Source organism: Desulfosporosinus sp. OT (assembly GCF_000224515.1).
Taxonomy (GTDB): Bacteria; Bacillota; Desulfitobacteriia; order Desulfitobacteriales; family Desulfitobacteriaceae; genus Desulfosporosinus.
Map to the genome: position 1 here is coordinate 42,553 of NZ_AGAF01000064.1, position 24,871 is coordinate 67,423.

Annotated in this window: 26 protein-coding genes; 3 read left to right on the top strand and 23 right to left on the bottom strand. The window is 43.5% G+C overall.

What is annotated here, in order from left to right; translation table 11 throughout:
* Positions 1–3: 3 nt before the first annotated feature.
* Positions 4–909: a phosphatase PAP2 family protein gene (locus tag DOT_RS05710; RefSeq protein WP_050809826.1), complete on the top strand. Its 906-nt coding sequence runs from the start codon at positions 4–6 to the stop codon at positions 907–909.
* On the opposite strand, the gene DOT_RS05715 is transcribed toward DOT_RS05710, so the two are convergent.
* The 6 genes from DOT_RS05715 to DOT_RS05740 form a co-directional block, all read right to left on the bottom strand.
* On the bottom strand, positions 853–1,908 hold the full coding sequence (locus DOT_RS05715) for a 4Fe-4S binding protein (protein ID WP_009615381.1): 1,056 nt from the start codon (positions 1,906–1,908) through the stop codon (positions 853–855). The genes DOT_RS05710 and DOT_RS05715 overlap by 57 nt on opposite strands.
* 116 nt (positions 1,909–2,024) lie before the next feature.
* On the bottom strand, positions 2,025–2,744 hold the full coding sequence (locus DOT_RS05720) for a FadR/GntR family transcriptional regulator (protein ID WP_040411351.1): 720 nt from the start codon (positions 2,742–2,744) through the stop codon (positions 2,025–2,027).
* 206 nt (positions 2,745–2,950) lie between these two features.
* A complete protein-coding gene (locus DOT_RS05725) occupies positions 2,951–4,237 on the bottom strand; it encodes a (Fe-S)-binding protein (RefSeq protein ID WP_009615383.1) in 1,287 nt (428 codons plus the stop codon).
* A 2-nt stretch (positions 4,238–4,239) separates the two neighbouring features.
* Complete coding sequence (locus DOT_RS05730) at positions 4,240–5,628, bottom strand: FAD-linked oxidase C-terminal domain-containing protein (protein ID WP_009615384.1); 1,389 nt, start codon at positions 5,626–5,628, stop codon at positions 4,240–4,242.
* 194 nt (positions 5,629–5,822) lie between these two features.
* Positions 5,823–7,505, bottom strand: coding sequence for a lactate permease LctP family transporter (locus DOT_RS05735; RefSeq protein ID WP_009615385.1), 1,683 nt, complete (start codon positions 7,503–7,505; stop codon positions 5,823–5,825).
* A 349-nt stretch (positions 7,506–7,854) separates the two neighbouring features.
* The gene (locus tag DOT_RS05740) at positions 7,855–8,319 is read right to left on the bottom strand and encodes a hypothetical protein (protein WP_009615386.1); all 465 of its coding nucleotides are present in this window, start codon (positions 8,317–8,319) and stop codon (positions 7,855–7,857) included.
* Between the two features lie 179 nt (positions 8,320–8,498).
* Between DOT_RS05740 and DOT_RS05745 the strand changes: the two genes are divergently transcribed.
* Entirely contained in the window at positions 8,499–9,011 is a 513-nt protein-coding gene (locus tag DOT_RS05745; protein WP_009615387.1) for a hypothetical protein, read from the top strand.
* A 13-nt stretch (positions 9,012–9,024) separates the two neighbouring features.
* Here DOT_RS05745 and DOT_RS05750 read toward each other — a convergent pair whose 3' ends face one another.
* From DOT_RS05750 to DOT_RS05830, 17 genes are all read right to left on the bottom strand, one after another.
* On the bottom strand, positions 9,025–9,810 hold the full coding sequence (locus tag DOT_RS05750; protein ID WP_009615388.1) for a pseudouridine synthase: 786 nt from the start codon (positions 9,808–9,810) through the stop codon (positions 9,025–9,027).
* A gap of 21 nt (positions 9,811–9,831) precedes the next feature.
* A complete protein-coding gene (locus DOT_RS05755) occupies positions 9,832–11,238 on the bottom strand; it encodes a glycosyltransferase family 39 protein (protein ID WP_009615390.1) in 1,407 nt (468 codons plus the stop codon).
* Entirely contained in the window at positions 11,223–12,026 is an 804-nt protein-coding gene (locus DOT_RS05760) for a glycosyltransferase family 2 protein (protein WP_009615392.1), read from the bottom strand. Before DOT_RS05760 ends, DOT_RS05755 begins: the two co-directional genes overlap by 16 nt.
* Before the next feature lie 50 nt (positions 12,027–12,076).
* Positions 12,077–12,616 (bottom strand): spore maturation protein, encoded by a 540-nt coding sequence (locus DOT_RS05765; protein WP_009615394.1) that lies wholly within the window; start codon positions 12,614–12,616, stop codon positions 12,077–12,079.
* Positions 12,613–13,194, bottom strand: coding sequence for a nucleoside recognition domain-containing protein (locus tag DOT_RS05770; protein ID WP_009615395.1), 582 nt, complete (start codon positions 13,192–13,194; stop codon positions 12,613–12,615). The genes DOT_RS05765 and DOT_RS05770 overlap by 4 nt, the downstream gene beginning before the upstream one ends.
* 119 nt (positions 13,195–13,313) lie before the next feature.
* A complete protein-coding gene (gene ytfJ / locus DOT_RS05775) occupies positions 13,314–13,757 on the bottom strand; it encodes a GerW family sporulation protein (RefSeq protein ID WP_009615397.1) in 444 nt (147 codons plus the stop codon).
* 4 nt (positions 13,758–13,761) lie between these two features.
* Entirely contained in the window at positions 13,762–14,406 is a 645-nt protein-coding gene (locus DOT_RS05780) for a DUF2953 domain-containing protein (RefSeq protein WP_009615399.1), read from the bottom strand.
* A 183-nt stretch (positions 14,407–14,589) separates the two neighbouring features.
* Complete coding sequence (locus DOT_RS05785) at positions 14,590–14,835, bottom strand: hypothetical protein (protein ID WP_009615401.1); 246 nt, start codon at positions 14,833–14,835, stop codon at positions 14,590–14,592.
* Between the two features lie 129 nt (positions 14,836–14,964).
* Positions 14,965–15,501 carry an SMC-Scp complex subunit ScpB gene (gene scpB / locus DOT_RS05790; RefSeq protein ID WP_009615403.1) on the bottom strand — a complete coding sequence of 179 codons (537 nt, stop codon included), beginning with the start codon at positions 15,499–15,501 and terminating at the stop codon, positions 14,965–14,967.
* Positions 15,502–15,506: 5 nt separating this feature from the next.
* The gene (locus DOT_RS05795) at positions 15,507–16,274 is read right to left on the bottom strand and encodes a segregation/condensation protein A (protein ID WP_009615410.1); all 768 of its coding nucleotides are present in this window, start codon (positions 16,272–16,274) and stop codon (positions 15,507–15,509) included.
* Positions 16,275–17,249 carry a tryptophan--tRNA ligase gene (trpS, locus tag DOT_RS05800; RefSeq protein ID WP_009615412.1) on the bottom strand — a complete coding sequence of 325 codons (975 nt, stop codon included), beginning with the start codon at positions 17,247–17,249 and terminating at the stop codon, positions 16,275–16,277. It abuts the gene before it with no gap.
* 49 nt (positions 17,250–17,298) lie between these two features.
* Positions 17,299–17,964 (bottom strand): site-2 protease family protein, encoded by a 666-nt coding sequence (locus DOT_RS05805; protein WP_009615414.1) that lies wholly within the window; start codon positions 17,962–17,964, stop codon positions 17,299–17,301.
* A 14-nt stretch (positions 17,965–17,978) separates the two neighbouring features.
* Positions 17,979–20,528, bottom strand: coding sequence for a CBS domain-containing protein (locus DOT_RS05810; protein WP_009615416.1), 2,550 nt, complete (start codon positions 20,526–20,528; stop codon positions 17,979–17,981).
* A gap of 461 nt (positions 20,529–20,989) precedes the next feature.
* Positions 20,990–21,952 carry a DUF5668 domain-containing protein gene (locus DOT_RS05815; RefSeq protein WP_009615418.1) on the bottom strand — a complete coding sequence of 321 codons (963 nt, stop codon included), beginning with the start codon at positions 21,950–21,952 and terminating at the stop codon, positions 20,990–20,992.
* Positions 21,949–22,404 carry a PspC domain-containing protein gene (locus DOT_RS05820; RefSeq protein WP_009615420.1) on the bottom strand — a complete coding sequence of 152 codons (456 nt, stop codon included), beginning with the start codon at positions 22,402–22,404 and terminating at the stop codon, positions 21,949–21,951. Before DOT_RS05820 ends, DOT_RS05815 begins: the two co-directional genes overlap by 4 nt.
* Positions 22,405–22,645: 241 nt before the next feature.
* A complete protein-coding gene (locus tag DOT_RS05825; RefSeq protein WP_009615422.1) occupies positions 22,646–22,987 on the bottom strand; it encodes a hypothetical protein in 342 nt (113 codons plus the stop codon).
* A gap of 82 nt (positions 22,988–23,069) precedes the next feature.
* The gene (locus DOT_RS05830) at positions 23,070–24,035 is read right to left on the bottom strand and encodes a CorA family divalent cation transporter (protein ID WP_009615424.1); all 966 of its coding nucleotides are present in this window, start codon (positions 24,033–24,035) and stop codon (positions 23,070–23,072) included.
* 164 nt (positions 24,036–24,199) lie between these two features.
* On the opposite strand from DOT_RS05830, the gene DOT_RS05835 reads away from it, so the two are divergent.
* The gene (locus tag DOT_RS05835) at positions 24,200–24,865 is read left to right on the top strand and encodes an HAD family phosphatase (protein WP_009615426.1); all 666 of its coding nucleotides are present in this window, start codon (positions 24,200–24,202) and stop codon (positions 24,863–24,865) included.
* Positions 24,866–24,871 lie beyond the last annotated feature (6 nt).

Below are 24,871 nucleotides of genomic sequence, written 5' to 3' on the forward strand. Positions count from 1 at the left end.
ATTATGCTAGCCTTTTATCAGGCGATTCAATCCATCCATAACTCATGTGTTGATGTTTTTTTTATCCTACTTAGTTTTTTAGGAAGTGAACCAACCTATATTCTTTTAATTTCGGTTTTTTTTTGGAATGTGGACAAACGTTTCGGTTTCAGGCTAGCCGTGCTATTCCTGACATCCATGGCTTTTAATGGCTTGCTAAAAAACATATTTCACACTCATCGCCCGATTGGCCAACCGAGCGTCCGTTCCATTTATCTTTCATCGGCCACGGGAAATTCTTTTCCCAGCGGTCATAGTCAAGGGGCGGCTACTTTTTATCCCTATGCATGGCAGCGTTGGCAAGGACAGAAAGTTTGGCTAGGCCTAGGAATTTTCATGATCCTAGGTATTGGCTTTTCGAGACTTTACCTAGGTCTGCACTGGCCGGCAGACATCCTAGGTGGGTATTTAATCGGTGCCTTAATAGTCTTTGGGTTTGAACGACTTGATATGGTCTTGTTCAAACTCTCCATTTCACTATTTTCCAAACTCCTCCTATCCACCGGCCTCCCCCTGCTTTTTTTACTTGTTTACCACACCCGTGAAGGGTGTCAGATGGTTGGCTTTGTCATCGGATTCACAAACGGGTATTTTTTAGAGGATACTTTTCTGGATTATCAGGAACGTACACGATTTACTCCATCACTCTTGAAAACATTCGTTGGTCTTACTCTATTTGGACTTTGGGTCTGGCTTTGGCACTCCCTAACCGAACGCAATTTCTGGATCTATCTCCCAGTCCTCATCTTAGGCGGGTTATGGACTTCCTTTGGAGCCCCTTATCTATTTCGTCGCTGTGGTTGGGAAGGTCCTCTAAAGGAAAAAGGAATTGCGACTATCCGGACAACTGGTCGAACAGACCAGACATAACTCTGAATTATCAAAAATTCTTTTGCCACACCGAGTGCAATACCGTGGGCTTCCCTCGTGTAATAATATCTTTCCGGTCAGAAGACGAAACGACAATTGTTTAGTGCAAAACGATAAAGCCTGTGATCGACAAACTTCCACACATCGGCCACAATGAACACATTTCTGAGGTTCCAGAATAAGACGCAGCGATAATATCTTATCCTCTTTATCAGTTTCTTCCATTGGATTCATTTCTTCACGTTTTTGTAACGCGCCCTGTGGGCAAATTGCTGTGCATACCCCGCAGCTGGTACACGAATCAGCCACAGTTAAAGCCCGAAAGGGGATTTTTCCTTCAGGGGTTTTCTCTAAAGCTTGAATGAGCCACTGACGAGATCGTGGGGTAGAGTATGTCTCATCGGCAGACAAGCTAGGCAGCCATTCCTCTAATTTCTTCCGGCTTCTTTGACGCCAATCAGTGAGTTCAAAACGTTGGGTAACGAACTTAGGCTCTTCAGCGGCTTTCACTCTGATTTCATCATCAGCTCGAACTTGAATATGAATAGCTGCATGGTCTGGCCAATCTACATGAACCTGCTTAAAAGTCTGAACACTGGCTGCACAAGCTTGACGGTCTTCACACTCGGCGCAAACACCCGTAATGATCGTTACGGGTGTTTCGTTAGCCAAAAGGATAAGTGTCATCCAAGCATCTCGGTCCAGTATCCCTAAACATGGAATCTCAAATCCACCAGGAATTGCCTGAGGACAATTTAAAATGATTTCTTTGGCCCCCAAGAGATACTCATGGAATTTATCGATCGTCCGATCCACGAAACCGTCGCTTGGACACACAGCCATACATACTCCACACTCTGTACAAAGCTTGGTTTCCAACTGCCGGTATTCTGAGATGGCTTGATGAGGACAACTCTCTACACATAATCGACAAGCGCGGGCATATGGCTTTTTTGTATTAAGACAATTCCCGTTATGGTATACCATTTGACAGGTCATGCTCGTACCCTCACTATCATTTACTTCTTACAAGATTATTCGCTTTTAATCTTCAAATTCCTTTCTTACCTAAAAGAGGCGGGGAACACACTCAATATTTGTGTTTCCCGCCTCTTTTATTCAACGTCCGAAAGCATATATTTCGCCAGATAATTCTCAACACCGACTAAGTGTTCCAACATAAGCTTCTGAGCTCTTACCACATCATGATTTTTAATCGCTTCATAAAGAAGATAGTGCTCTTCATATAATTTTTCGGGCGTGCTATGGTCTTCATAAAGCTTGCTGCGACTGGATTGCAAAGTCTTCCGCATAGTGTCTGAGATGGTGTTCATCAAACGAAACAGGATCTTATTATGGGTGGCCCTGGCAATAGCATAATGAAAGTGATGATCCGCTTCTTCACCCAAACGATGATGTTCGAGATCGATTCTCATAATTTCTAAGGCCTCAAACATCTCATTGATCTCATCTTCTTCTGCTCTCTCTGCTGCTAACCCAGCCGCCTGAACTTCCAAAATCTTACGAGCTTCATAAAGTTCCAGATCCGTATCCTTTTCAATAAACAACATCCAGGCCAGTGGGGCAACAACTGAATCAATGTTAACAACTCTAATATATGTTCCTTCACCAGAACGAACTTCGATCAGCCCCATCATCTCCAGGGCACTAATCGCTTCTCGAATCGATGCACGACTGACTTGAAAGCGCTCAACTAATTCGCGCTCCGACGGTAAACGGTCACCGGGTTTCAACTGGCCTTCAGCAACGAGTTGGCCTATTTGATCAACAATCTTCTCATAAATCTTCTGGGTCTTAATGGGCTTTAACATCACTTTATGTCACTCCTTCTGAACCCCTGCTCAAGGAAGAACGCTCCATGATCCACTTTCCTATAACCAATAAGGGATTGTGGCAAAATTCAAGCTACTTCTTTAGTGTAACATATCACATAGTTAAAACCTAATATCTTTTTGAAAAAAACATGGAAATACTTATTTTACTAAGCATTTCCATGTTAGAAAGTGGCAAAGCACTTCCGTTATTTCTTACCTGCTCGATAAGACTGCGCTAAAATTTGAACTGCGTGTAACACTTCTTCGTCTAAGCCTGCATTTTCAACACCACTTTGCAGCTGCAAACGGCAAGCTGGACAGCCCGTTGCCACAGTATCCGTGTGAGTTTGGGCAATATCTGCGGTTTTACGGTCGGAAATCAGTACAGAGAGATCTGGGTGTACTAGACTGAATGATCCTGCCATACCACAACAACGACCGGGCTCTTTCATTTCAATCAATTCCACACCAGGAATGCTTTTGAGGATTTCACGCGGTTCTTTGTAAATCCCCTGTCCACGGTTTAAGTGGCAAGGATCATGATACGTTACTTTACGCGCTACTCGGCCTAAGCCCTCTTTTTTGAAGGGAACTTTATGAATCAAAAACTCTGAAATATCATAGGATTTTCCAGCCCATTTATCTGCCAACCCTTTAAATTCCGGATCATTCTCCAGCAACTCTCCAAAGACATGCTTCCAGGCGGTACCACAAGATGAACAAGCGACAACTAACGCATCTGCACCTAACTTCTCAAATGCCCGCAAATTACGTTTAGCCATAACACGAGCTGAGACAACATCTCCATTGACTGAGGCAGGGATACCACAGCATCCTTGACCCTTTGGTATGATAACCTCAATATCTTGTTCGGCAAGTACCTCAACGACCGCTCTTCCCATATCCGTGTAGAAATAGTTGATCATACAACCCGTGAAGAGAGCTACTCTCATTTTTGGATTCTTAACTTTAATCACTTCGGGAAACTCAGAGCGCAGGGTCTTTCCGGCCAACATTGGGAACACTTTTTCTTTGCCAATTCCGATATCAACGCGCATTCGAGCCATACGACTGTGTTTATTCGGAATTCGCTTTAAGCCTACGCCTTGAAAAATACTTCCTGCCTTCATCCCAAAGTCAAACATCCGCTGCATCTTCAGAGCAGTGAAGGCAATCTTTTTGACTGAGTGCACCCCTTGTTTTCTTACAGCCTCTGCTCTGGCCGCAAGGATAATTTTATCAAACCGTACTCCGCAGGGGCAATTCGTATTACAAGCCATACAGGTAGTACAAAGAGAAAAACGATCAGCCATTCCCGCAGTCATCTCTATTTCCCCCGAGAGAATGAACTCCGCTAAACTTATCTTTCCTCTTGCCACACCAACCTCTTGGCGTGTTTCTTTGTAAATAGGACAGACGGCCTGACAGTTTCCACATTTCATGCATTTATGGAGTTCTTCGGTAATCGAATCCAGCGAATTATATACGGACACGATTAGTCCCTCCTTACTATCTTCCCAGGGTTCAACACATAGTTTGGATCCAGGGCTTCTTTAATACGCCGCAATGCCGCTACGCCGGCTTCTCCGAATTCCATATCAAGAAATTTCATTTTGGCGATTCCGATCCCGTGTTCACCAGAAAGGGTTCCCCCCAAAGAAATAGCCACTTGGAAGATCTCATCAACTGCTAAGTGGACCCGTTTCATTTCTTCCAAATCTCGTTCATCTGTCAAAATCGTGGGGTGTAAGTTCCCGTCTCCGGCATGTCCAAACGTAGCTATTTGCAGCTTATGCTTTACGGCAATTTTACGAATCGCTTTAAGCATGTCTGGTATCTTGCTTCTGGGAACAGTCGCATCTTCAAGTACTGTTGTGGGCCTTTTTTGAGCGAGAGCAGGAAGAGCACTACGACGAGCCAACCACAGCAGATCGCGTTCTTTATCGTCTCTAGCTATTTTTACCTGAGTGGCCCCTTCTTCCTTTAAAATCTTCTCAACTAAAACAGCTTCGCGTTCTACAACTTCTTTATACCCATCGACCTCACATAAGAGGACAGCTTCGGCTTCGAGCGGAAGTCCCGCATGCACAAAGTTCTCTACAGTCTGAATAGTATCCTTATCCATAATCTCTAGGGTAGCCGGAATAATCTTATTGCGAATAATGGCTGCAATGGCGTTACCAGCCTTATCCAGATCATCAAAAACTGCCAAGATACTTTTTCGCGCTTCAGGCGCTGGGATCAATTTAACAATTATTTCAGTAATAATCCCCAAGGTTCCTTCGGCCCCCGTGAAGAGGGCTACTAAATCATACCCCGAGACATTTTTAACTGTTTTTCCTCCCCAACGGATGATATCCCCATTGGCCAAAACTATTGTCAAACCCATGATATAATGCTTAGTTACACCGTATTTCAGACCGCGCAGTCCTCCCGAACATTCGGATACCGAGCCGCCCATCGTTGCGGTCGTGACAGTACCAGGATCCGGAGGATATATTAAACCGTGCTTTCCAGCTTCATCATTCAGCGCCTGGATAATCACACCCGGTTGAACTGTCGCTGTTAAATTGTCCTGATCTAATTCCAGAATGTTATTTAGATTGAGCATTGACAGCACAATGCCACCTTCAGTGGGAATGGTTCCCCCACTGAGATTCGTTCCAGAACCACGAGGATAAATGGGAACTTTATAGCGTACGGCAATTTTCACGATCTCTGCCACCTGTTCAGTAGAAAGGGGCGAAACCACAACATCTGGCTTATGATGTTTCATCGCTGCAGTTGCGTCATAGGCATAGGTTAATAGATCTTCTTGTTCGGTGAGGACATTTTCACGACCGAGCACTTGAACAAGTTCTTGCAACACTTCACTAGCTAACATTTTTTTCCCCCCTAATAAAACATCCGCATTTGCGAACTGACTGTCAGACCACCTAACCATATATTAATTCAATTTTACTAAAATTTCAATATCTAAATTTAAATTCTCTTTATAAATAAACAAAGAGCAAAGTGGGAAGGGTAAAATGCAACCTCTTCCCACTTTGATTTTGCTCTTAGGATCTACAATCTAGTTTAATGAATGAGCGAGGCAATCGTTGGCATTATGCCCGCAATTGTCGGGATCATTCCTTGAAGCACATACGCTTGAAGATACGTCATTGCGCAGATAATTAACAAGAGGAAGAGTGAATGTTTAAGTGTGAAACGGAAAAGGTCAGACTCTCTACCAACTAAACCAGTTGCTGCTGCAGCCACGGCAATAGATTGTGGCGAAATCATTTTTCCTACAACACCACCAGAGCTATTAGCCGCAATGGTCAGGACAGGATTAACGCCGATTTGCTGAGCGGTAACTTGCTGTAATTGACCAAACAGTGCGTTAGCAGATGTATCAGAACCCGTTAAGAATACGCCGAGCCAACCTAGGACCGGTGCGAAGAATGGGAAAGCATGACCTGTTTGGGCAAACAAAAGACCAAGTGTATAAGAGAGCCCAGAGTAGTTAGCAATGTAAGCAAAACCTAACACCGAACCAATGGTAATGATAGGATAGACGAGAGTTTTCACCGTTGACCCAGCTACTTTAGCACCTCTGGCCGGACTAATGCCGAGAATCAACATGGTGATAAGACTTGTAATGAGGATTGCTGTCCCAGCAGCTGCAAAGAAATCCCACTTGTAACCAGCCCCGTAGACTGTTGGTTTGCTTACGATTGGCATAGTTTTCAAAACCAAACCATCTAGACCAGGCCAGTGAGGGATGTTTACGAACCATTTGAGGTTTTTACCGATAAGATCTTTAAAGGAACTTGTTCCCCAAATACCCACCATAACTGTAAGTACTGCAAATGGAGACCAGGCTTTAATAATCTGACTGGTAGTATACTTTTTAAATTCGGCAACCTTTTCACCGCTCTCACTAGGGAAACGCCAGATGTTCTTAGGTTTCCAGACTTTGAGCAAGATGACTGTGGAAATTAGAGAAAACAAGGAAGCAATGATATCCGGGAGTAAAGGTCCGAGGAAATTAGAAGACCACCACTGTGCAACCGCAAAGGAAACACCTGAGACAGCAATTGCAGGAAGTACTTCTTTAGCACCTTTCCAACCAGCCATAAGTATAATCAAATATAAAGGAACGAAGACCGAAAGGAATGGAAGTTGACGTCCTACGGCAGCGGAGATGATGTTAGCATTAACCCCGGTCACAGCACCTGCGGTAATAATCGGAACACCGATTCCACCGAAGGCAACTGGTGCCGTGTTGGCAATTAAACAAAGTCCTGCTGCATAGAGGGGTTCAAAACCCAGACCAATCAGGATCGCGCCGGAAATTGCAACGGGTGTACCAAATCCTGCTGCTCCCTCCAAAAACGCACCAAATGAAAATGCGATGAGCAGAGCTTGAAGACGGCGGTCACTAGACAAGGAGGCAATTGAACTTTTAATGATTTCAAACTGGCCAGCTTCGACTGTCAAGTTATACAGGAAAACAGCCGTTACAATAATCCAGGCAATAGGGAATAGTCCATTCAGAATACCAAGAGCACTTGCAGAAAGTGCAGTTCCAAGTGGCATCTTGTAAACAAGCATTACATCAACAATTGTGAATAAGAGCGTGGTACTCCCAGCGATATGACCTTTCATTCGTTTAATAGCTAGCGCCCAAAACAGATAAAAGATAGGAAGGGATACTGCGAGTGCTGTAAGTCCAATACTATTTCCGAGTGCGGCATAGTTTTGTGTCCATGGCATTAATAATTCCACCTTTCCTTAAGTATTTTTATATCTTTACCCTCTCTCCTCGACCTTATTCAGGCCTTTTCATCTCACCCCCTTTTTTTTGCTTTTCTCAAGCAAAGATGGACAACTAAACCAACTGATAGTATAGCGGTCAGACCACTACATATATATTAATCTAATGTTGCGAAAATTTCAATATGTAAATCATATTGTGAAAAGAAAAACTATATAAAAACGCTTTATTTGTTATTTTCAGTCGAATAAATGTACATTACAAAAACTAACAGCGAAGAAGCCTCAGAAGGCATTCTTCGCTGTTAATTTTTGTAATCTATTTTCTGCAACGTATGTAGCAATTAACTTAACGTGAGTATTTCTGTTCCAGCAATTTTGTCTCTTGCTGAAACGATTGACTTAATCTAAAAAGCAGTCGTTCCATGTCCAAGCGGTGAAGGGAGATATTCTCAGGGCTTAAGAACTCGATTTTACGAAATTCAGGTTTAATCAAGAGGGGAAGCAGATCATCGAGGTTTTCAATCCGAAGGGTCAATATAATAGGCGCATAGGCAGCCTCATGATTACGTCTCCCATCCTCTTGACTCACCGTATAGACTTCAAGACTCAAATCGACATCTTCAATAAAAATTCCTTGCAGTGGAACATTACGCAACAAGGCAACCTGTTGTTCTCTCATCGTTTCCGCTATTTGTTCTTTACTTTTGCTCCCAAAGAAAAAGCGTCCACTCCGCGATTCACCTCGATAGTCCAAGCGAATTCGCACACGAATATGTTCCGTTAAGAGCTCATTCCCAATCCGAATTTTCATCTTCCATATCTCCGTTTCTCTATTATAAAGCTTTTATATCTTTCTATTTCATCATAAAAATATTCTCCATCCGTTTGATTTTCTCCTGCAAGTCTTGAATTTAGGGTTGTAATTTGTGGACATACTAAAAAAAACGCCGAAGGTTATACTAACATAATTATTAAAGGAGGATAAACGAAATGAGAAAAACAGCCATCGCAATTTTCAAAGGTCCTCAGCAAACAAAAGAGGCAATCGAGGAAATTCAAGGTGAATCCTTGGCAAATAGCAAGATATCCGTCATGGTTCGAGTTGAATACATCCATCAAGGCGAATTCCGTGAAGAAATTGCCAATGAATTAGCTTATTACCCCAGTGAAATTAACTTAGACAAATTTAATGCTTGGTTAGTTCAAGCTCCACCGTTCAATGTACCCAACCTAGGTGAAGTGGTTGTCGCCGGCCCTTTGGCAAGTCAACTTATGCACCAACCTCAGGACCGTGGACTTGTTGAGGTGCTTCTCACTTATGGACTTTCTGAAATCCGGGCACGGCATTATGAACATGAAGTGCGTACAGGTCATTGGCTTGTACTGATCCAAACAAGCCACGAAAAAATAAATTCTGTGGCAAACGCCTTACGTGCCTTTGGCGGTAGAGATATTGAAAAATGGAATACAGAAATCGAGCATCCTATTTACCCTATTGGTTAGATTCAAATTTCCTTCATAGCCCTACTTGAGAACGCAATTCCTTCACTTCTTTAACAGTAAGTGCCCGGTAATTCCCTAACTGGAGCGTCTTCTCGAGGGTTAACGGTCCAAAACTAACCCGTTGAAGCTTAACCACTAAATATCCTAGGGCAGCAAACATCCGTCGGATTTGGCGATTTCGACCTTCATGAATTGTCACCTCTAAGATTTCTATCTGTCCTTCCTTAGAATTTACCTTTGTTTCCTTGGCAACACCGCTCAGGCGCTTAACTTTAGCAGGAGCGGTGTTGCCATCTTCAAGAAGTACCCCTTTCCGTAACTCTTCGAGCGCATTAATACCAACCGAGCCCTGTACCCAAACCCGGTACGTTTTCTCGACTCCATATGAGGGGTGCATTAAGCGATGGGCTAATTCACCATCGTTGGTAAGCACTAATAAGCCGGATGTATCGTAATCCAATCTCCCGACAGGATATACCCGTACCGGAGCATCTTTCATTAAATCAACCACGGTGGGACGGCCTTGCGGATCACTAGCACTGGTAATAACGCTTATTGGTTTATTAAGTAAATAATAGTACAACCTCTCAGATCGTTGAACCGGATGCCCATCCACTTCAATATCGTCTTGGATTCTGACCTTAGTCCCTAAGGCTAAAATTTTTTCTCCATTGACTGTCACTCGACCATCAATAATAAGTCGTTCAGCATGTCGACGAGAGGCCACTCCAGCCTGGGCAAGCACTTTTTGCAGACGTTCTCCAGCTCCTTCATCTAGAGCCATGTTCTCACTTTTCATGAATCTCCGGTCCCCTTCTCCTCATCGATTAGTTTTAGGGTTTTTAAGATCAAAAATGCCCGGCCCAACTTCAGGATAACTATTCTGAATGTCTTCCCAAAAGAGTTCTTTCTGGGCACTTTGGGGAAGCTGAACAAAGTAATCAGCGGGGAACTTTTGCAGTACTTTCGACGGGATCTCCTCGTCCTTTAGAATAGATAGTCGAAAACCAACACGCCGAGCATAATAAAACGTCATCGGCGGTGGATCACTTAAGACGAGAATACTCGAGTCTGGTGTATGGTCTTGAATCCACTTGGCTTGAGTGAGATAGTCTTGATTCCACTGATACTTAGGTGTTAAGTAGGTATAAGAACTTCGATTGATAAATAATAAGAGCATAATTACGATCACGGTTCCCGGCAGACTTTTTATCTGGCCGAGTGCATAGCCACTTAGCAAGGCAGCAAAAGGTAAAATTGGGACTAAGTAGTAATCTAAAGGAATACGAACACAAACTAATCCAATATAAAGGGCAGCAATTCCTCCCCAAATCAACAGGGCCATGCGCACCGGAGAGCGGAAAAAGATCATGTGGCACATACCGAGGCCTGAAAGAAAGAGAATGCTGTCAGTAAACCCTCGCAGAATATTTTTTTCCAATATTTTCCAATCAAGATTGTGCACGTTCTTGGCCACTTGATCCGTCAAAATTCCTGAAACAAATTGACTTGAAGAAGCAACTTGAGAATGTACCCATAAATAATATACCATAGGTGGAATTAGCACAAACATACTATAATGAACAAGCTGAACTACTCGTTTACGATTTAGTGGCCAAAAGCCAAGCAGGAGGGCAACCGGAAACAACATTAACTGAGGAAGTTTGGCCAAGATTGCCCCGGCCATTAACAAGCCCACTTTCCAAATTCCGCTCTCCTGCTGCGTAATTCTCCATCGCCAGATCATAACTAAGGCCCAAATACTCCAAGCTTGGGCCATCGGTTCAGGCATAACAACTCGTCCATAATAAATTGATAAGGGCATTAAGGCATAGATGGTTGCCGCATAAAGCCCTGCACGGTCCGTGAACATCTTCCGCCCTAAATCATAGATTCCAACTACTGTAACCAGAGATAAGACAATCGACCATAGCCGTCCCCAAATATCTGCCCAGCCAAACAAAGTCCAAGTGGAAGCCAGCAGATAAGGCAAAAAAGGAAACTCCAATTCAACCTTTTGAGGGGTAGCGCCATCATAATTGAGTTGAGGCAAGAAGACACTTGGAATATTTGTTAATCGCCCAAGCATATGGGTCGCCATACTCGCCGTATCGGCTTGTCTCCAGCCTTGATTATCCAACAATGGATTTGTTATTCCCCGCAGACGGACTAGTAAGGCCAGAAGAAGAATTAGACACAAGAGTATACGTCTTATTCTTCGGCCCATTCCACGGTACTCCACTTTTTGCGTTTTGTCTGATAGATTAGCTGGATATATCCCCAAATTGTTGCCCCTATTCTCATTTTACTGACACCAACCTTATGTTCATAATGAAGTTTTAAGGGAACTTCCGTTACGAGCTCTGCTAAAGGAGCAACTTTCAATAACAATTCAACCATTCCTGAAAAATTTTGGCTTTTGATTATATTTGGACCATATATTCGAGTTCCTTCAGCCAAGATGGAGAGCCGATAAGCACGGTACCCGCACGAATAATCTCGCACCCCTGCAATGGGGAGAAAATAATTCATGACTTTCCCAGCTCCCCAAGATAATACCTTACGCCCGAAAGAAAGCCCATGCTGTTCACCGCCTTGAACATAACGCGAAGCAATTACAAGGTCAGCACCTGAACATATGGCCTCACAAAGCAAAGGAATGCAGTTGGCAGGGTGAGTATTATCCGCATCCATCGTTATGAGTATGTCTGTGACTTCCTGCTCCTTGTAACCAGTATTTTCTGAGAGGTGACCTTGAGTTTGGTTATAATTCAAGACATACTGAAAACCGCTGTTTAAGGCTGCCCCAAGCCCTTGATTTTGATCATGGTTAACTTTGTGGACGTTTTTATGCGTCATAGCATATTTATCGACGACTTCCTGAGTTCGATCTGAACTTCCATCATTAACGACAACAATCTGATGTGGGATTGGTGCACAGTTCTGCGCGATGTCTTCGAGCAAATTTGGAAGTGCTGCGGCCTCATTATACGCAGGTAGAACTATATATAGCATACTACACAATGCCCCCTTTCGGTTCATCGTTAGTATGCTCAAAGTATGAATCAATAAAACGTCTTGCTGACAATCCAAACAGAAACGATTAGACCAATGAGATCGGCTAATAATCCTAATTTTAAAGCGTAACGATACTTTTTGATGCCAACTGAACCAAAATAGACCGTTAGCACGAAAAATGTGGTGTCTGTACTGCCCTGAAGGGTTGAAGCCAATCGTCCAATAAAGGAATCCGGTCCATATTGATTAATTAGTTGGGTTGCTACCCCTAAGGCTCCCGATCCGCTCAGAGGACGCATGATAGCTAACGGGATAATCGCTGCAAAGTTTGAATCGAAACCTAAAAACCCGAATAGTGGCTGTAACCAATGCGATACTATATCGAGTGCTCCTGAATCGACGAAAACCCCAATAGACACAAGCATTCCAATTAAAAAGGGAAGTATCCGTACACCAGTTTTGAACCCTTCCTCCGCTCCAGCCACAAAGGACTCATAGACAGGGACATTACGCAGGTAGGCGAGCACCGGGATAAGTAATAAGAGTAATGGAATCGCCCAACGAGAAATCTCGGCAATAATTCTCATTTCTTCCTCCTGTGACGAATAAGGTAATCCACGATGATAGCAACAGACATAGCACATCCTGTCGCAACGATTGTAGTGCCGATAATTTCTGTTGGGTTTGCTGAATTCGCCTTAAGTCGCACTCCTATAATCGTTGCTGGGATAAGGGTAATACATGATGTGTTTAAAGCAAGAAAGGTAATCATTGCAGGGCTTGCTACATCGGGTGTCGGGTTTTCCTTTTGAAGTTCTTGCATAGCCTTTAATCCGAAAGGCGTCGCTGCATTACCCAGTCCTAGTATATTAGCGCTCAAATTCATGATGATAGCCCCAAGTGCCGGACTATCTGGCTTAAGTGAAGGAAATAAATGACGAATTGCAGGTCCGAATAAACGGGCAATCCCTTTAACAAAACCAGCCTCCTCCGCCAGGCGCATGAGACCTAACCATAAGCTCATCACACCTATCAGTTCAATGGCAACCTCTACTCCTAGTTCAGCCGCTTTCATAGCAGATACCGTTACATTTTCGATATGCCCATTGAGCGCAGAGACGATAATTCCAGTCACCAACATTAAAAGCCAGATGAGATTAACCATTTCCCACCCCCTATTTCAATAGAATGTATGATAAGGACAACTAAAAAAGAACGAGAAATCTCGTTCTTTCTTGGTTATCCAATCCTATTACTATTATTGCGCTCATAGTCATGACCAATCTAGTCGCGGGCAATTATAATGTCATCCGATGCTTTCTTCTTTCTCTGAAACATTCCCGCAATCTTGTCTAACAGATCAGGAACCGTATCGATCAAGCGATCAACTACCACATTGCTATCGACAGGAAGAAGTCGAATCGTACCATTACCTACGACCAAAAAACCAACAGGTTGTACTGATACTCCAGCTCCTGCACCGCCCCCAAAAGGGAGTGGTGGTGCTTGTCCTGGTGTGCCGCCTGAATTTCCTTTTTCTTTATCGTCATCTGGTGGTGCAAATTCACTACCACCTGCTGCGAAACCACAAGAAACCCGTGATATTGGAATAATCACGGATCCATCTGGACTTTCTACCGGATCTCCAACAATCGTGTTCACATCCACAATTTGTTGGATGCTCTCCATGGCTGTTTTCATCAAGGATTCAATAGGATGATTCCCCATACAGCTACCCCCTTATACCCCGCTTAAACGTTCGCAGTAGATTTATTCCTACAAAAATAATATGACCGATTCTCAAGTGGAATATGCATTGAATATCACACAAAAAACCCTCTTTTTTAAATTGCGGCACGACAACCAGAGCTGGACATGGGACTTCGACCGTCACCTGTTGATATAGGCGCGAAAGTGCAAAACCAAACATAGTCCAAAAAGCTCCCGCTGCGATCGCTGTCTGGGATGCATCCTTATAGCCAATTTCTATGCGCCAGTTAATGGACCTGCAATGGATTCCTCTGTAAAATTGACTCTTCACTCGATTTAAACGCCGTAACAGACGAGGAACATGTAACCAAAGGCGAGATAACCACCCTCTTCGTATATAGCGAAAACGCGCTGTTGTCGTGGCTTGTCGTTTACCCCCTTTACCTTTGGCAACTTGTTCAATTTCCAGCTGCGGCCCTTTCTCCCATTCTAGTTGAAGGGTTGGAATCTGATATTGAGTATGCCATAGCCCGTGGAAGGCAGACAAATCGATATCAATATGATCTTCCTCTTCGATACGTCGGTATCGAAAATTCACTTCAGCTTTTAATGCTAAGCTAAGTACTAGCAGAATAGCCACTGCGAGCAAGAATGCTAAAACCCGCACCCAAAACCCCTCCGTACTCCACATCTCGTCATATTGACTGTGTCTAAATAGATAAGATACCCCAATTGGAAATATTCTATACAATATTCCATATTTTTGAACATACCTATATCGCTTTCTTAAATAAGAGAACTATGAAGAAGGACAACTAATATAGCTGCCCTTCCCCATTAATTACCTAAATTATTGACTGACGAAAGTGATTGCGCGTATCGGAATTCGCACAACGGGGCGATGACCATCGATCGGAGTACCCACATTTGAAAAAAGCTTTGCATTGGTTAAAAGTGCGACGCCATCTTGAAGTCCTCCGAAGCATCCGATCCAGAAACCGGAATCCATACCTATCCGGAGCGTTGCACCGATTGGATAGGTGTCAAAAAGCGCAACGATTCGAGGGACACAAGGTGCTCCAAAGCCGAAGCCCATAAAATAACCCCTTTTCTCCATAATTTGGGCCGCTCAAGCGGCCTAGAAGATTGGGCCGACCAAACTGAGATGTCATATCAGATCGGAGGTTATTTCACTTTCTTATTCCATAATATGGATCAATCCCCATTATGTTACCGCATCATCATCAAGTGACTCCACTTCAAGGTTAGGCATATCGTCTAAGGAACGTAAGCCGAAATGAAGAAGAAATTGTTCGGTCGTTGCGTAAAGGATGGGGCGCCCCGGCCCCTCCTTCCGACCAACATCCTTCACTAATCCTTTTTCGATTAGCGTTGCCAGGGCCCGATCGGATTGGACTCCTCTAATAAAATCTATCTCTCCGCGCGTCACCGGCTGTTTGTAAGCGATGATCGACAGCACTTCAAGAGCTGCATTGGAAAGGGCCTGCGCCGGCTGCTTATAGAGCATCTCGATATAACGAGCAACCTCTGGCTTGGTGCCCAATTTATATCCGCCATTGATTTCAAGAAGTGTCAAACCACAGGAATCCGCAGCATATCGAGCCCGAAGTGTACTAAGCAGTTCTTCAATTTCTAACAAATTCAACTCAAGAATCTCACCGAGTAGTTCAAGCGTCAGCGGATTTTTGGCTACAAATAAAAGTGCTTCTAATGCAGCCGTCTCTGGCTCCCGAAACAGCATCTCACCTACTCCTCTTCCGTAAATTCCCAGGCCTTCTTCGTTGGAAATAACATAATATCGCTCAGCATCGCCGGTTGTTCAGCTCGAAGTTTGCCAGACTTCAATAGTTCAAGCAATGCCAGAAAAGAGACAACCATTTCCATGCGCGATCCCAGACGCATTAGCTGAGAAAACCTCATCCCTTTCGGATGAAGAATGACACGCCGCAAAATATCTGCAACCATTACATCAATCGCGATCTCATCAGGCTTAACAAGCCGGATTTCTTCTCCTTTTTCAGCACGTTCAATCACCCTACGAAACGCTTGCCAAAGGTTTTCAAAAGATATTCCTTTGAGTGGATCCTCTGATTGGGCATCTGCTAGTAAAGCTTCTACGTCGACTTCTCGGTAATAGGACCTTCCAGATGAAGTTTCCAATTCCTCTAAAACTTGAGCTGCCTGTTTGTAGGCCCTGTAAGCCAGTAAGCGCTCTACTAGTTCCTGCCGCAGGTCTTCTCCCTCCACCTGTTCTTCTTCATTTTTCGCAGGTTTAGGCAAAAGATCCTTTGACTTCATGTAGAGCAGTTGGGCCGCAAGAACAAGAAATTCCGTTGTGACTTCCATGTCCAAAGACTCCATCTGTCTGACGGCTTCCACAAACTGGTCTGCAATCCGCGCAATTGGAATATCATAAATATCCACTTTTTCTTGTTGAATAAGGGTCAATAGTAAGTCAAGTGGACCATGATAGGCAGGAAGTTCTATCTGCGGACTGGTCTTCCCATTCTCCATTTACAGCCCCATGACGCAGCGAACTTCTTTCATTGTCTCAGAGGCTGTTAATCGAGCACGAGCTGCGCCTTCTTCGAGGACTTTCTCCACGCGGCCAGGCTCCTCCCAATAAGCACGCCGTTCCCTAAATGGACTTAATAACTTCTCTAAATTCTCCGCCAAGTGGCGTTTACAAGCGACACAACCAACTTTCCCTGCGCGGCAATTTTCTTCCACTTCGGCAACTTCGGGAGTGTAGATCTGATGAAACTTATCTACAATACAGACCTCAGGGTGCCCTGGATCATCTTTTCGGAGCCGAGCCGGGTCAGTAATCATTTGTTGGACCCGCGTCTTGATCTCCTCAGGCGAAGCCGTTAGAGAAATGGCATTATGATAACTTTTACTCATTTTACGCCCATCGACTCCTGGTAAGAGAGGCACCTTACCCACAAGATCTTTGGGTTCAGGAAAAACCGTTCCGTAAAGATGATTAAAACGGCGAGCCACTTCTCGACAAAGTTCAACATGTGGCATCTGGTCTTCTCCAACTGGTACCACGCTTGCTTTATAAACTAAAATATCAGCTGCCATTAAAAGAGGATAACCTAAGAAGCCATAGGTGCCTAGGTCTTTCCCTTGCTGGGTTAATTGTTGAATCTGATCTTTGTAGGTAGGAACGCGTTCCAACCAGGATAGAGGCGTAAACATAGAAAATAGCAAATGTAGTTCCGAGTGTTCTTTGACCTCTGATTGTACAAAAACAGCGCTTTTCTCAGGATCAATTCCCACACTGAGCCAATCTAGGGCAATCTCTCGCCGTAGACGAGGGAAGTCTAATCGATCTTCATACCCTGTGGTTAAGGCGTGCAAATCCACGACGGAAAAATAGCAATTATAATCCTCCTGTAAGGCAACCCAGTTCTGAATTACGCTTAGGTGCCCGATATGCAACGCCCCAGTCGGCCGCATTCCGCTTAATATTCTACCTTTCATAACTAACACTCCTTTTTGTTATCGCAGTTTTCGTTTATCATAATGATCATCAACTCAGCCACATCGGACCGAGAAAAGGGCTTAATACTAGGGTTATGATTGTCTGATAAGTGTAGGCGATCCCGTTGATTGTTGGAAAAAGTACACTACCAAGAATATCGGTAAAAAGAAGAATCACTAATATAATCATTCCATACTGCTCAAGTAAATGTAGTTGCGGATCAAAGCGTACTGGTAATATCCCTCTAAGAACGGCAAACCCGTCAAGCGGAGGAATCGGCAAAAGATTAAAGACCCCTAAACCCAGATTCATCAGCACAATTGATTGGAAAATCAGTCTGATTATACCACTCCATGCAGAACCGTGGATCCAATGCATCGTCAAATACCATAAGACAAACGCTACAAAGGCGGTAATTAAATTCATGATTGGACCAGCCAAAGCAACTTGCATATGCCCACGCCTCATATTTCCTTTATAATAGCGCGGGTTGGTCATTACGGGCTTAGCCCATCCGAATTGATATAAGAGGGCCATCAGCGTTCCGAAAAGATCTAGATGCACAAGAGGGTTTAAGGTTAAGCGCCCTTGACTGCGCGGGGTTGGGTCTCCCAAACGATCTGCCACCCAAGCATGCGCAAACTCATGAAAGGCAAATCCAATCATCAAGGCCGGAATATTGGCGATAATGGTCGGTAAATTAAAACCAAACAAAGGCTTTCCTCCTTCTAACGGCGGGAACTAACCCACTGGCTTACTATTGCCTGCTCTTCTTCCAAAGTGTGAATCCGGCCTTGAAGCCAAGCCTGGCGCACTTGATCAAGGATTTCTCCGATTACTGGCCCCTGTTTAATACCCATCTTAATCAAAGTTTTTCCATCTATGGACATATTAATCTTTTGACAGGCCTCCAGATATTCCGTAATCATTTGCTTAAAACGTTCATCTCGAGCTAAAACCAACAAGACTTCCTTTGGGATTTTGTTAAGCAGTTGATCCATCTCATTTAAAGTCAATGGCTTCGCTAAGGACTCACGCAGATGTACAAAGGTCATGGTTACATCTCTAAGTGGTCGACTAAAGCATACACGGTCAAGCACATTCATAATACTTGCCGTGTCCATTTTAGAAACAGCAATTAACCAACGCACGTGTAAAGGCCAATTGGCGCTGTTTTGAACATCTTCTATGTCAAAGTTCCAATCATAATCCTTCCCAAACCACGCTTTGAACAAACCGCTCCTAATTAAAGTCTGACCCATATCGAGATAATTTTTTTCGTTAAAAATGAGCAGGATTTCTTCTGTAAAACGTTCATTGCTGAGTGTCGAAAGGACGCCTGTGTCTATCGCAGTATATAAGGCTTCAAAGGTTTCTTTGGCTAAATTAAAATGATAACGTTCGGCAAAACGTATTGCCCTTAACATACGCGTAGGATCATCAATGAAGCTAATATTATGTAGAAAACGAATTAAACCTTGCTGTAAATCCCGTTTACCACCATAATAATCCACAAGTTCTCCAAAACGGTCCGTGTTCAAGCAAATTGCCATGGAATTAATCGTAAAATCACGCCGAAACAAGTCCTCCCGCAGACAAGATTCCTCGACTTGAGGAAGGGCTCCAGGAAAGGAATAATATTCCCACCGCGTACTAGCTATGTCTAGATGGCTCCCATCAGGGAAAACAATCTGGGCTGTTCCAAACTTTTCGTGTTGGGTGATCTTTCCATTGGGAATATGCTGCATCAAGGCCCGGGCAAATTGACCACCGTTTCCTTCAATGACAAAGTCTAAATCCTGAGTAGGGAAACTCAGGAGTAAATCTCTGACAAACCCCCCTACTATATAAACGGCACACTCTTCTTCCTCCGCGGTATCTCGTACCGCTTCAACGAGATTCTGTACCTCTTTCGGTAAGCGTTCCATCAAATCCAGAATATCTTGACGCATTGCGACACTGCGTTCTCGAGCAAGTTGCGTTTCAATAGGAACTGCGCTGCCATGAACGAGACGCAAAACATCGGACCGTGAGACAATGCCAACAAGATTACCCTCTTCAATCACCGGAAGGCGCCCAATATCGTGCAAAACCATCAGACGCTGAACTTCATCTAAAGGTGCCTCTACATCCACCGTAGTCACCCTTGTGGTCATAAAACCCTTCACTGGCGCGTGTTGCAGACCATGTTTAATCGCCTTATCGACATCTCGCCGCGAAATAATTCCCACTAAACGCTCATCCACAGTGACAGGAACTCCTGTGTGCCCATAACGCAATAGAATTTGTTCTACCTCGCCTAACTTCGTATCGGGCGAGACTGTCTTAACTGGAAAACTCATCATATCCCGAGCCAGGTGAGGTCGTTTAGCACGGCCCTGAATAGCTGAACGCAGCTGTTTCAGGATAACAGGCAGTTCGGCGTCCTTGATGGTGGCAGAAGCCGCTCTCGGATGACCTGCCCCACCAAATAACTGTACCAACCCATTGACCGCTAACCCTCGTCCTTTCGAACGGCCTACGAGATATACCCGGTTCTCCATCTTGACCAACAAAAATAGCGTATCAGCACCTTCGAATTCCCCAACTCTGTGAGCCAATAAAGCGAGACCACCAACATAATCCTTAGTCTCAGCATACGAGAGATACACTGGTAACCCATCAAAAAATTCCGTTTGTCCTTGGACAAGCAATTGTTGTAATAGCTCTTTTTGTTCCTCAGCCAGCGGCCGTCGTAAATATTCAGCAATAACCCCTAAATTCGCACCTTGTTCTAACAAATAAGCCACAGCTCGAACATCACGGACTGTGGTACTATCAAACAATAAACTCCCCGTATCGTCATAAATTCCGATGGCAATCAACGTCGCTTCAAAACTACTTAAGGGTAACCCAAACCCTGCTAACTTTTCAACGAGGAGAGTTGCACATGCTCCAACCGGTTCAATAACCATTCCCGGTTCGACCTTGCCAGCATAGGGATGATGATCATAAATCTCCACCTCAACCTGAGGAATTCGAGCGACCTTTTCGCCCAGAGTTCCGGCTCGATGCAGTTCATGGGTGTCAACTAAGATAACTCTTGAAACATCTTGCACGTTAATATCCTGAGCTTTGCGAAACCTTAGTTGATCCTTATATAGGGCCAAAAAATCTTGAACATAAAGATTCGGTTTACCATCCATCACCAACACGCTGTTCGGATAAAGTTTTTGGGCGGCCACCATCGACGCTAATGCGTCAAAATCGATTTGGCGATGAGCCAAAATTATATCCATACCTACATCCTCAAATTCCTTATTAAGGCATATTCAAGAAAATAACCAGTCAGTATGCCAGTCTATTTCGTGTCATACTGCATCGGCATGTTCACCTAATAGCCCTGCTATGAGGTAAACATACCTCCTTGTCTGACGCAAAATATCCAAGGCATCTTTGACTTGTTATTTTCTTTCATATGCCTAAAGGATTTATTTTTTAAATTATAACATCTAAGACCTATTTACAGCAACTTCAAAGGGTAGCTCGGCTTGTTGAACGACAATAAAAATGCTGGAGAGCATTTGCTCTACTATCAGAAAGTATAAACTTACGTTAAATACTGCAAGAAGGGTTAATACGTGCGAAGACAGTGCTGCAAGAAGGTTTTACCCGTGCGAAGACAGTGTCTTCGTCGTTGTCGGGCGCCAGCCAAGTTTTCTTTATCCGCTAAACTTCCTATTGATTTGACTTTTTTGTCTTATTGAATATTAATCTTGGGACGATCTAATTGAATTGTTCCTGCAGCCGTAGAAATCTCTAAATCGATTTTCGTTTTCGCTTCAGGGTAGTTCGGACTGACCCAATTTTTATCCTCTAACAATAAACCTGAACCCATAAAATTAGTATTAGTCGCCACTCCATTTAAGCGAATTCTCAGCCCGACATTTTCAGGAACAACTAACGTCAGTTTTGAAGCACCACTGTCAATCTTTCCTTGAGTTGCAATCTCGGTATCCCCAAATTGGAGTTCGAAATTACTTGCCCCAGTACTGATTTTAAGATCCTCCACCGGAAGTCGTCTTAAATCAATCGTTCCATTGATCGCCCCAGCCGTAATATCTAAGTCGTAGTGTACCTTGGTCGATAAGTTAAGCGCTAAACCGCTCCGATTGCTCTTATCGGTGTTTCCTCCAAATGAGGCAGTAGAAAGTGTGACAGCTAAGGTGTCTCCTAATTGTTGACTACTTAGTTCCGACCCGTTAGGCTCCGGGTCGGAATTCTCGCTCTTCCCTTGATAATTCCCATTCATGAGTACATGTTCACTGTTCCCGGGATCTAAGGCCTGCACTTGAACCTGCGATCCCCCCAACTTAAGGTTGACTTGAGCTTTTTTTACTTGAGCCGGCAATGGTACGTTCAAGGACTTAGTAACTGTCGTACCATTCATAAAAGGTATATTCACTCGCCAAGGTACAGGCTTATCTCCCACGGCAAAGGAGTATCCGGCCATGCTCAGAATAAACACGAGCAAAACAGCGCTGAAAGGAATCCTTCGACTAAACAACAACCCAATTCCCGCCAAGATAAGGACTAACGGCCATAACTCAACAACATGAAACCAAAAACTCCAGGATAAGATACCATAATTAAGCAGGAAGAAGATAACTCCAATTGTGATTAGCAGTAGCCCTCGGCTAATCGAATCAAAAGCTCGTCTCATTTTCTTCCCCCCCGCCAAATAATAGCAAGGCCTATTATGATAAGAAGTAGAGGCCACATTTTGCTCATATCAAACCAGTACGGGAGCACACGTTCTAATAGAAAGAAAACCCCTAAAGTGACTAAAATTCCGCCAGCAAATTTCGTACGTTTCTCATGATTTTCATGTCTGTCCAAACCCTTTGTTGTTAAAACTATATCGGACTCTATTTCCCTTACAGCATCCCCAGTCTCACGATTATGCTGCTCTGTACGCCCATGCTGGTCAACAGGATTCACTGGAATAATCGCCCAAGCAGCCAAATATGCTAAGAAGCCCACGCCCCCGGCAAACGTAGCTACTAGCACAATTAGTCGCACCAGAGTGACATCGACACTGAAATAGTCGGCAAGTCCTCCACAAACCCCTCCGAGCATCTTCTCGCGTGCCGAACGGTATAATCTTTCTGTCATGTTTGTTCCTCCTATAACTATTGCTTAGTTTTTGTCTACATTCCTATTACGGTTAAGTGGGGTTAAATGTTTCAGGTAACTATAAAAAAATTTATACAACCCACCTAGTTAGCTGTCCTCAGTAGTGACCCTTAAATCGATCTTAGAATTAAGACTTATATCCAGAAACTCGAACTAGAAAATAAAAAAACACCAAACCTGAAAAGGCTTGATGTCCTATTTTTAAGGAGAATCTCTTTGACTAGATACTGTCGTTAATTTCTTCCGTTGCATGTTCAATCTCTTCGGCAGACATCCCGTCTTTACCTAAATTAAACTTGATTGCATCGGACCAGAAAGCACATTTTGCACTTATTTTTTTAAACGTTTTAGCATTAACTTTACTCTCTTTTGCTCTAGCATCTGCATTGGACTGTACAATGGAACAAATGTAAAGAGCTTTTACGCGGTTTTCTTTATCCAGGTCACTGAACGTTTGGTTAAGTTCTGCAATTAGATTGCGGTAATACTCCGAAAACTCCTCGAAAGGAATTTCAGTTTCCATGTGTAAGTATTCTTTCAACTTTTCAAGTAGCTTATCCAATGTCCACCCTCCAAAAATCTGCCTTCTAACAATCTTATATAGTATATAACTGTTTGATTTAAATGGCAAGCGAAAATCACTGTTATTTCAACCACTTTTTCTTTATAAAATAAGCCATGACTACCATTACAATGAGCGCTGATAAGGTGTAAAAAATGACAATGCCATAAGTAGTATGAATTAACGGCATAACTTCAAAATTCATCCCAAAGAAACTAGTCAACAGATTAATCGGCAACAGAATGGTAGCTAAAAGCGTCAGCAGCTTCATAATATCATTGGCATGGTTATCAGTCGCCGCTTGATACGCCTCTCTCAAACTCTCAATCATTTCATGAGTTTGGTAAATATTATCGATAGCGCGCTTCATCTCAAGCATTAATTCTTCATGGAGATCTCCATACTTTACTTTTGTAATGTTTTTTAACTGAGCAAACACACCTTGATGAGCCTTCAAGGATCGTTTTAACCCCAGTACACGACGGTGCAAGGTGATAATCCGGTTAAGTTGCCAAGAACGAGGAGCAATCAGAATTTCCTCTTCTATTAGGTCCATTTGGTCTTCGATAATTTCTAGGTTTTTTTGATGATGACGTAATAACCTTAAGCCTAAAGTGCATGCCAACTCCAAGGGAATCGTCAGAATACCTCGTTGGGCCCATTCATCCAGACGTTCTGGCGAAAACCCGTTCCATCCCAGCAAAATAAAGACCTCCGAAGTGAGAAAGAAACGAATCGGACGCTCTTTCCGTTGTTCATCAATATCTCGAAAACAAATATAATGAATGTTAGGGCTCAATCGATCAATATGCGGACGGAAAATTAAAGAGGCTTCTTTAGATTTCCCTTTTGATTCATCTGCTTCGCGCGCGCGCAAGCCTTCAATCCATTCCGCCAGTTGGATATGATCCGGCAACAAGGGGGGAATCTCATTCCATTTTTCAAGTCCCAGTACAAAGAACTTAAAACCTGCCTCCACTCCTCTAGATTGCGTCTCTTGTCCCCTGATAGTTTCTAAACCGTTTAGACCAATAAAGTATTCTTCCATTAAATAACGTTTCCCTTCGTTTGGGATATTTATTGTAAAATTTTCAATCTATATACTATAACATATCAGGAGCACGATTCCTCGTGTTTTGGTCTAATCAACGTTACACTTTACTAATAACTTCAAGGTTAATAACTTTCGTATCGAAAGGGGAATTGCAACAAATGATTCGAGCCGCTATTTTTGATCTCGATGAACTCATTATTGATCTCGAGAAAATTCATAAAGCCGCAGAACGTCAAATCTGCAGTGATTATGGTCATTCTTTTGATAGCCTTTCTGAGGGCCTCCGATTTAAATCCTCCGGGCTTCGAGAAAATGATATTTTAGAACGGATTAAACAAGAACTAGAACTCCCTGCGCCTTTATCCGAGATGATTTTACGCAAACAAGCTCTATTTGCGGACATGATGATTGACGAGATACTCCAACCGATGCCTGGTGTCTTTGAAACAATCAATTCATTACAAGCTCACGGCTTTGGCTTAGCCTTAACCTCTTCAGGGTCCCGTCCAAGGGTTGAGATGGTATTAGAACGATTAGGCCTTTTGGATTCCTTTGATATAACGGTATGTGGAGAAGACGTGCGACATGGTAAACCAAACCCTGAACCGTACCGCCTGACCGCCGAACGTTTAAAAATCTCCCCGCTCGAAGGGGTAGTTTTTGAAGATGCGGATGTTGGTGTACAATCAGCAAAAGCTGCCGGTCTATGGTGCATCGGAGTCCCCAATACTGCCGCCGCAACACGCCAAACACTTTATGATGCCGACCTGGTTCTACCTGACCTTACACACTTTACACTTGACCTCTTAGAGAGATTCCGATGAGACACG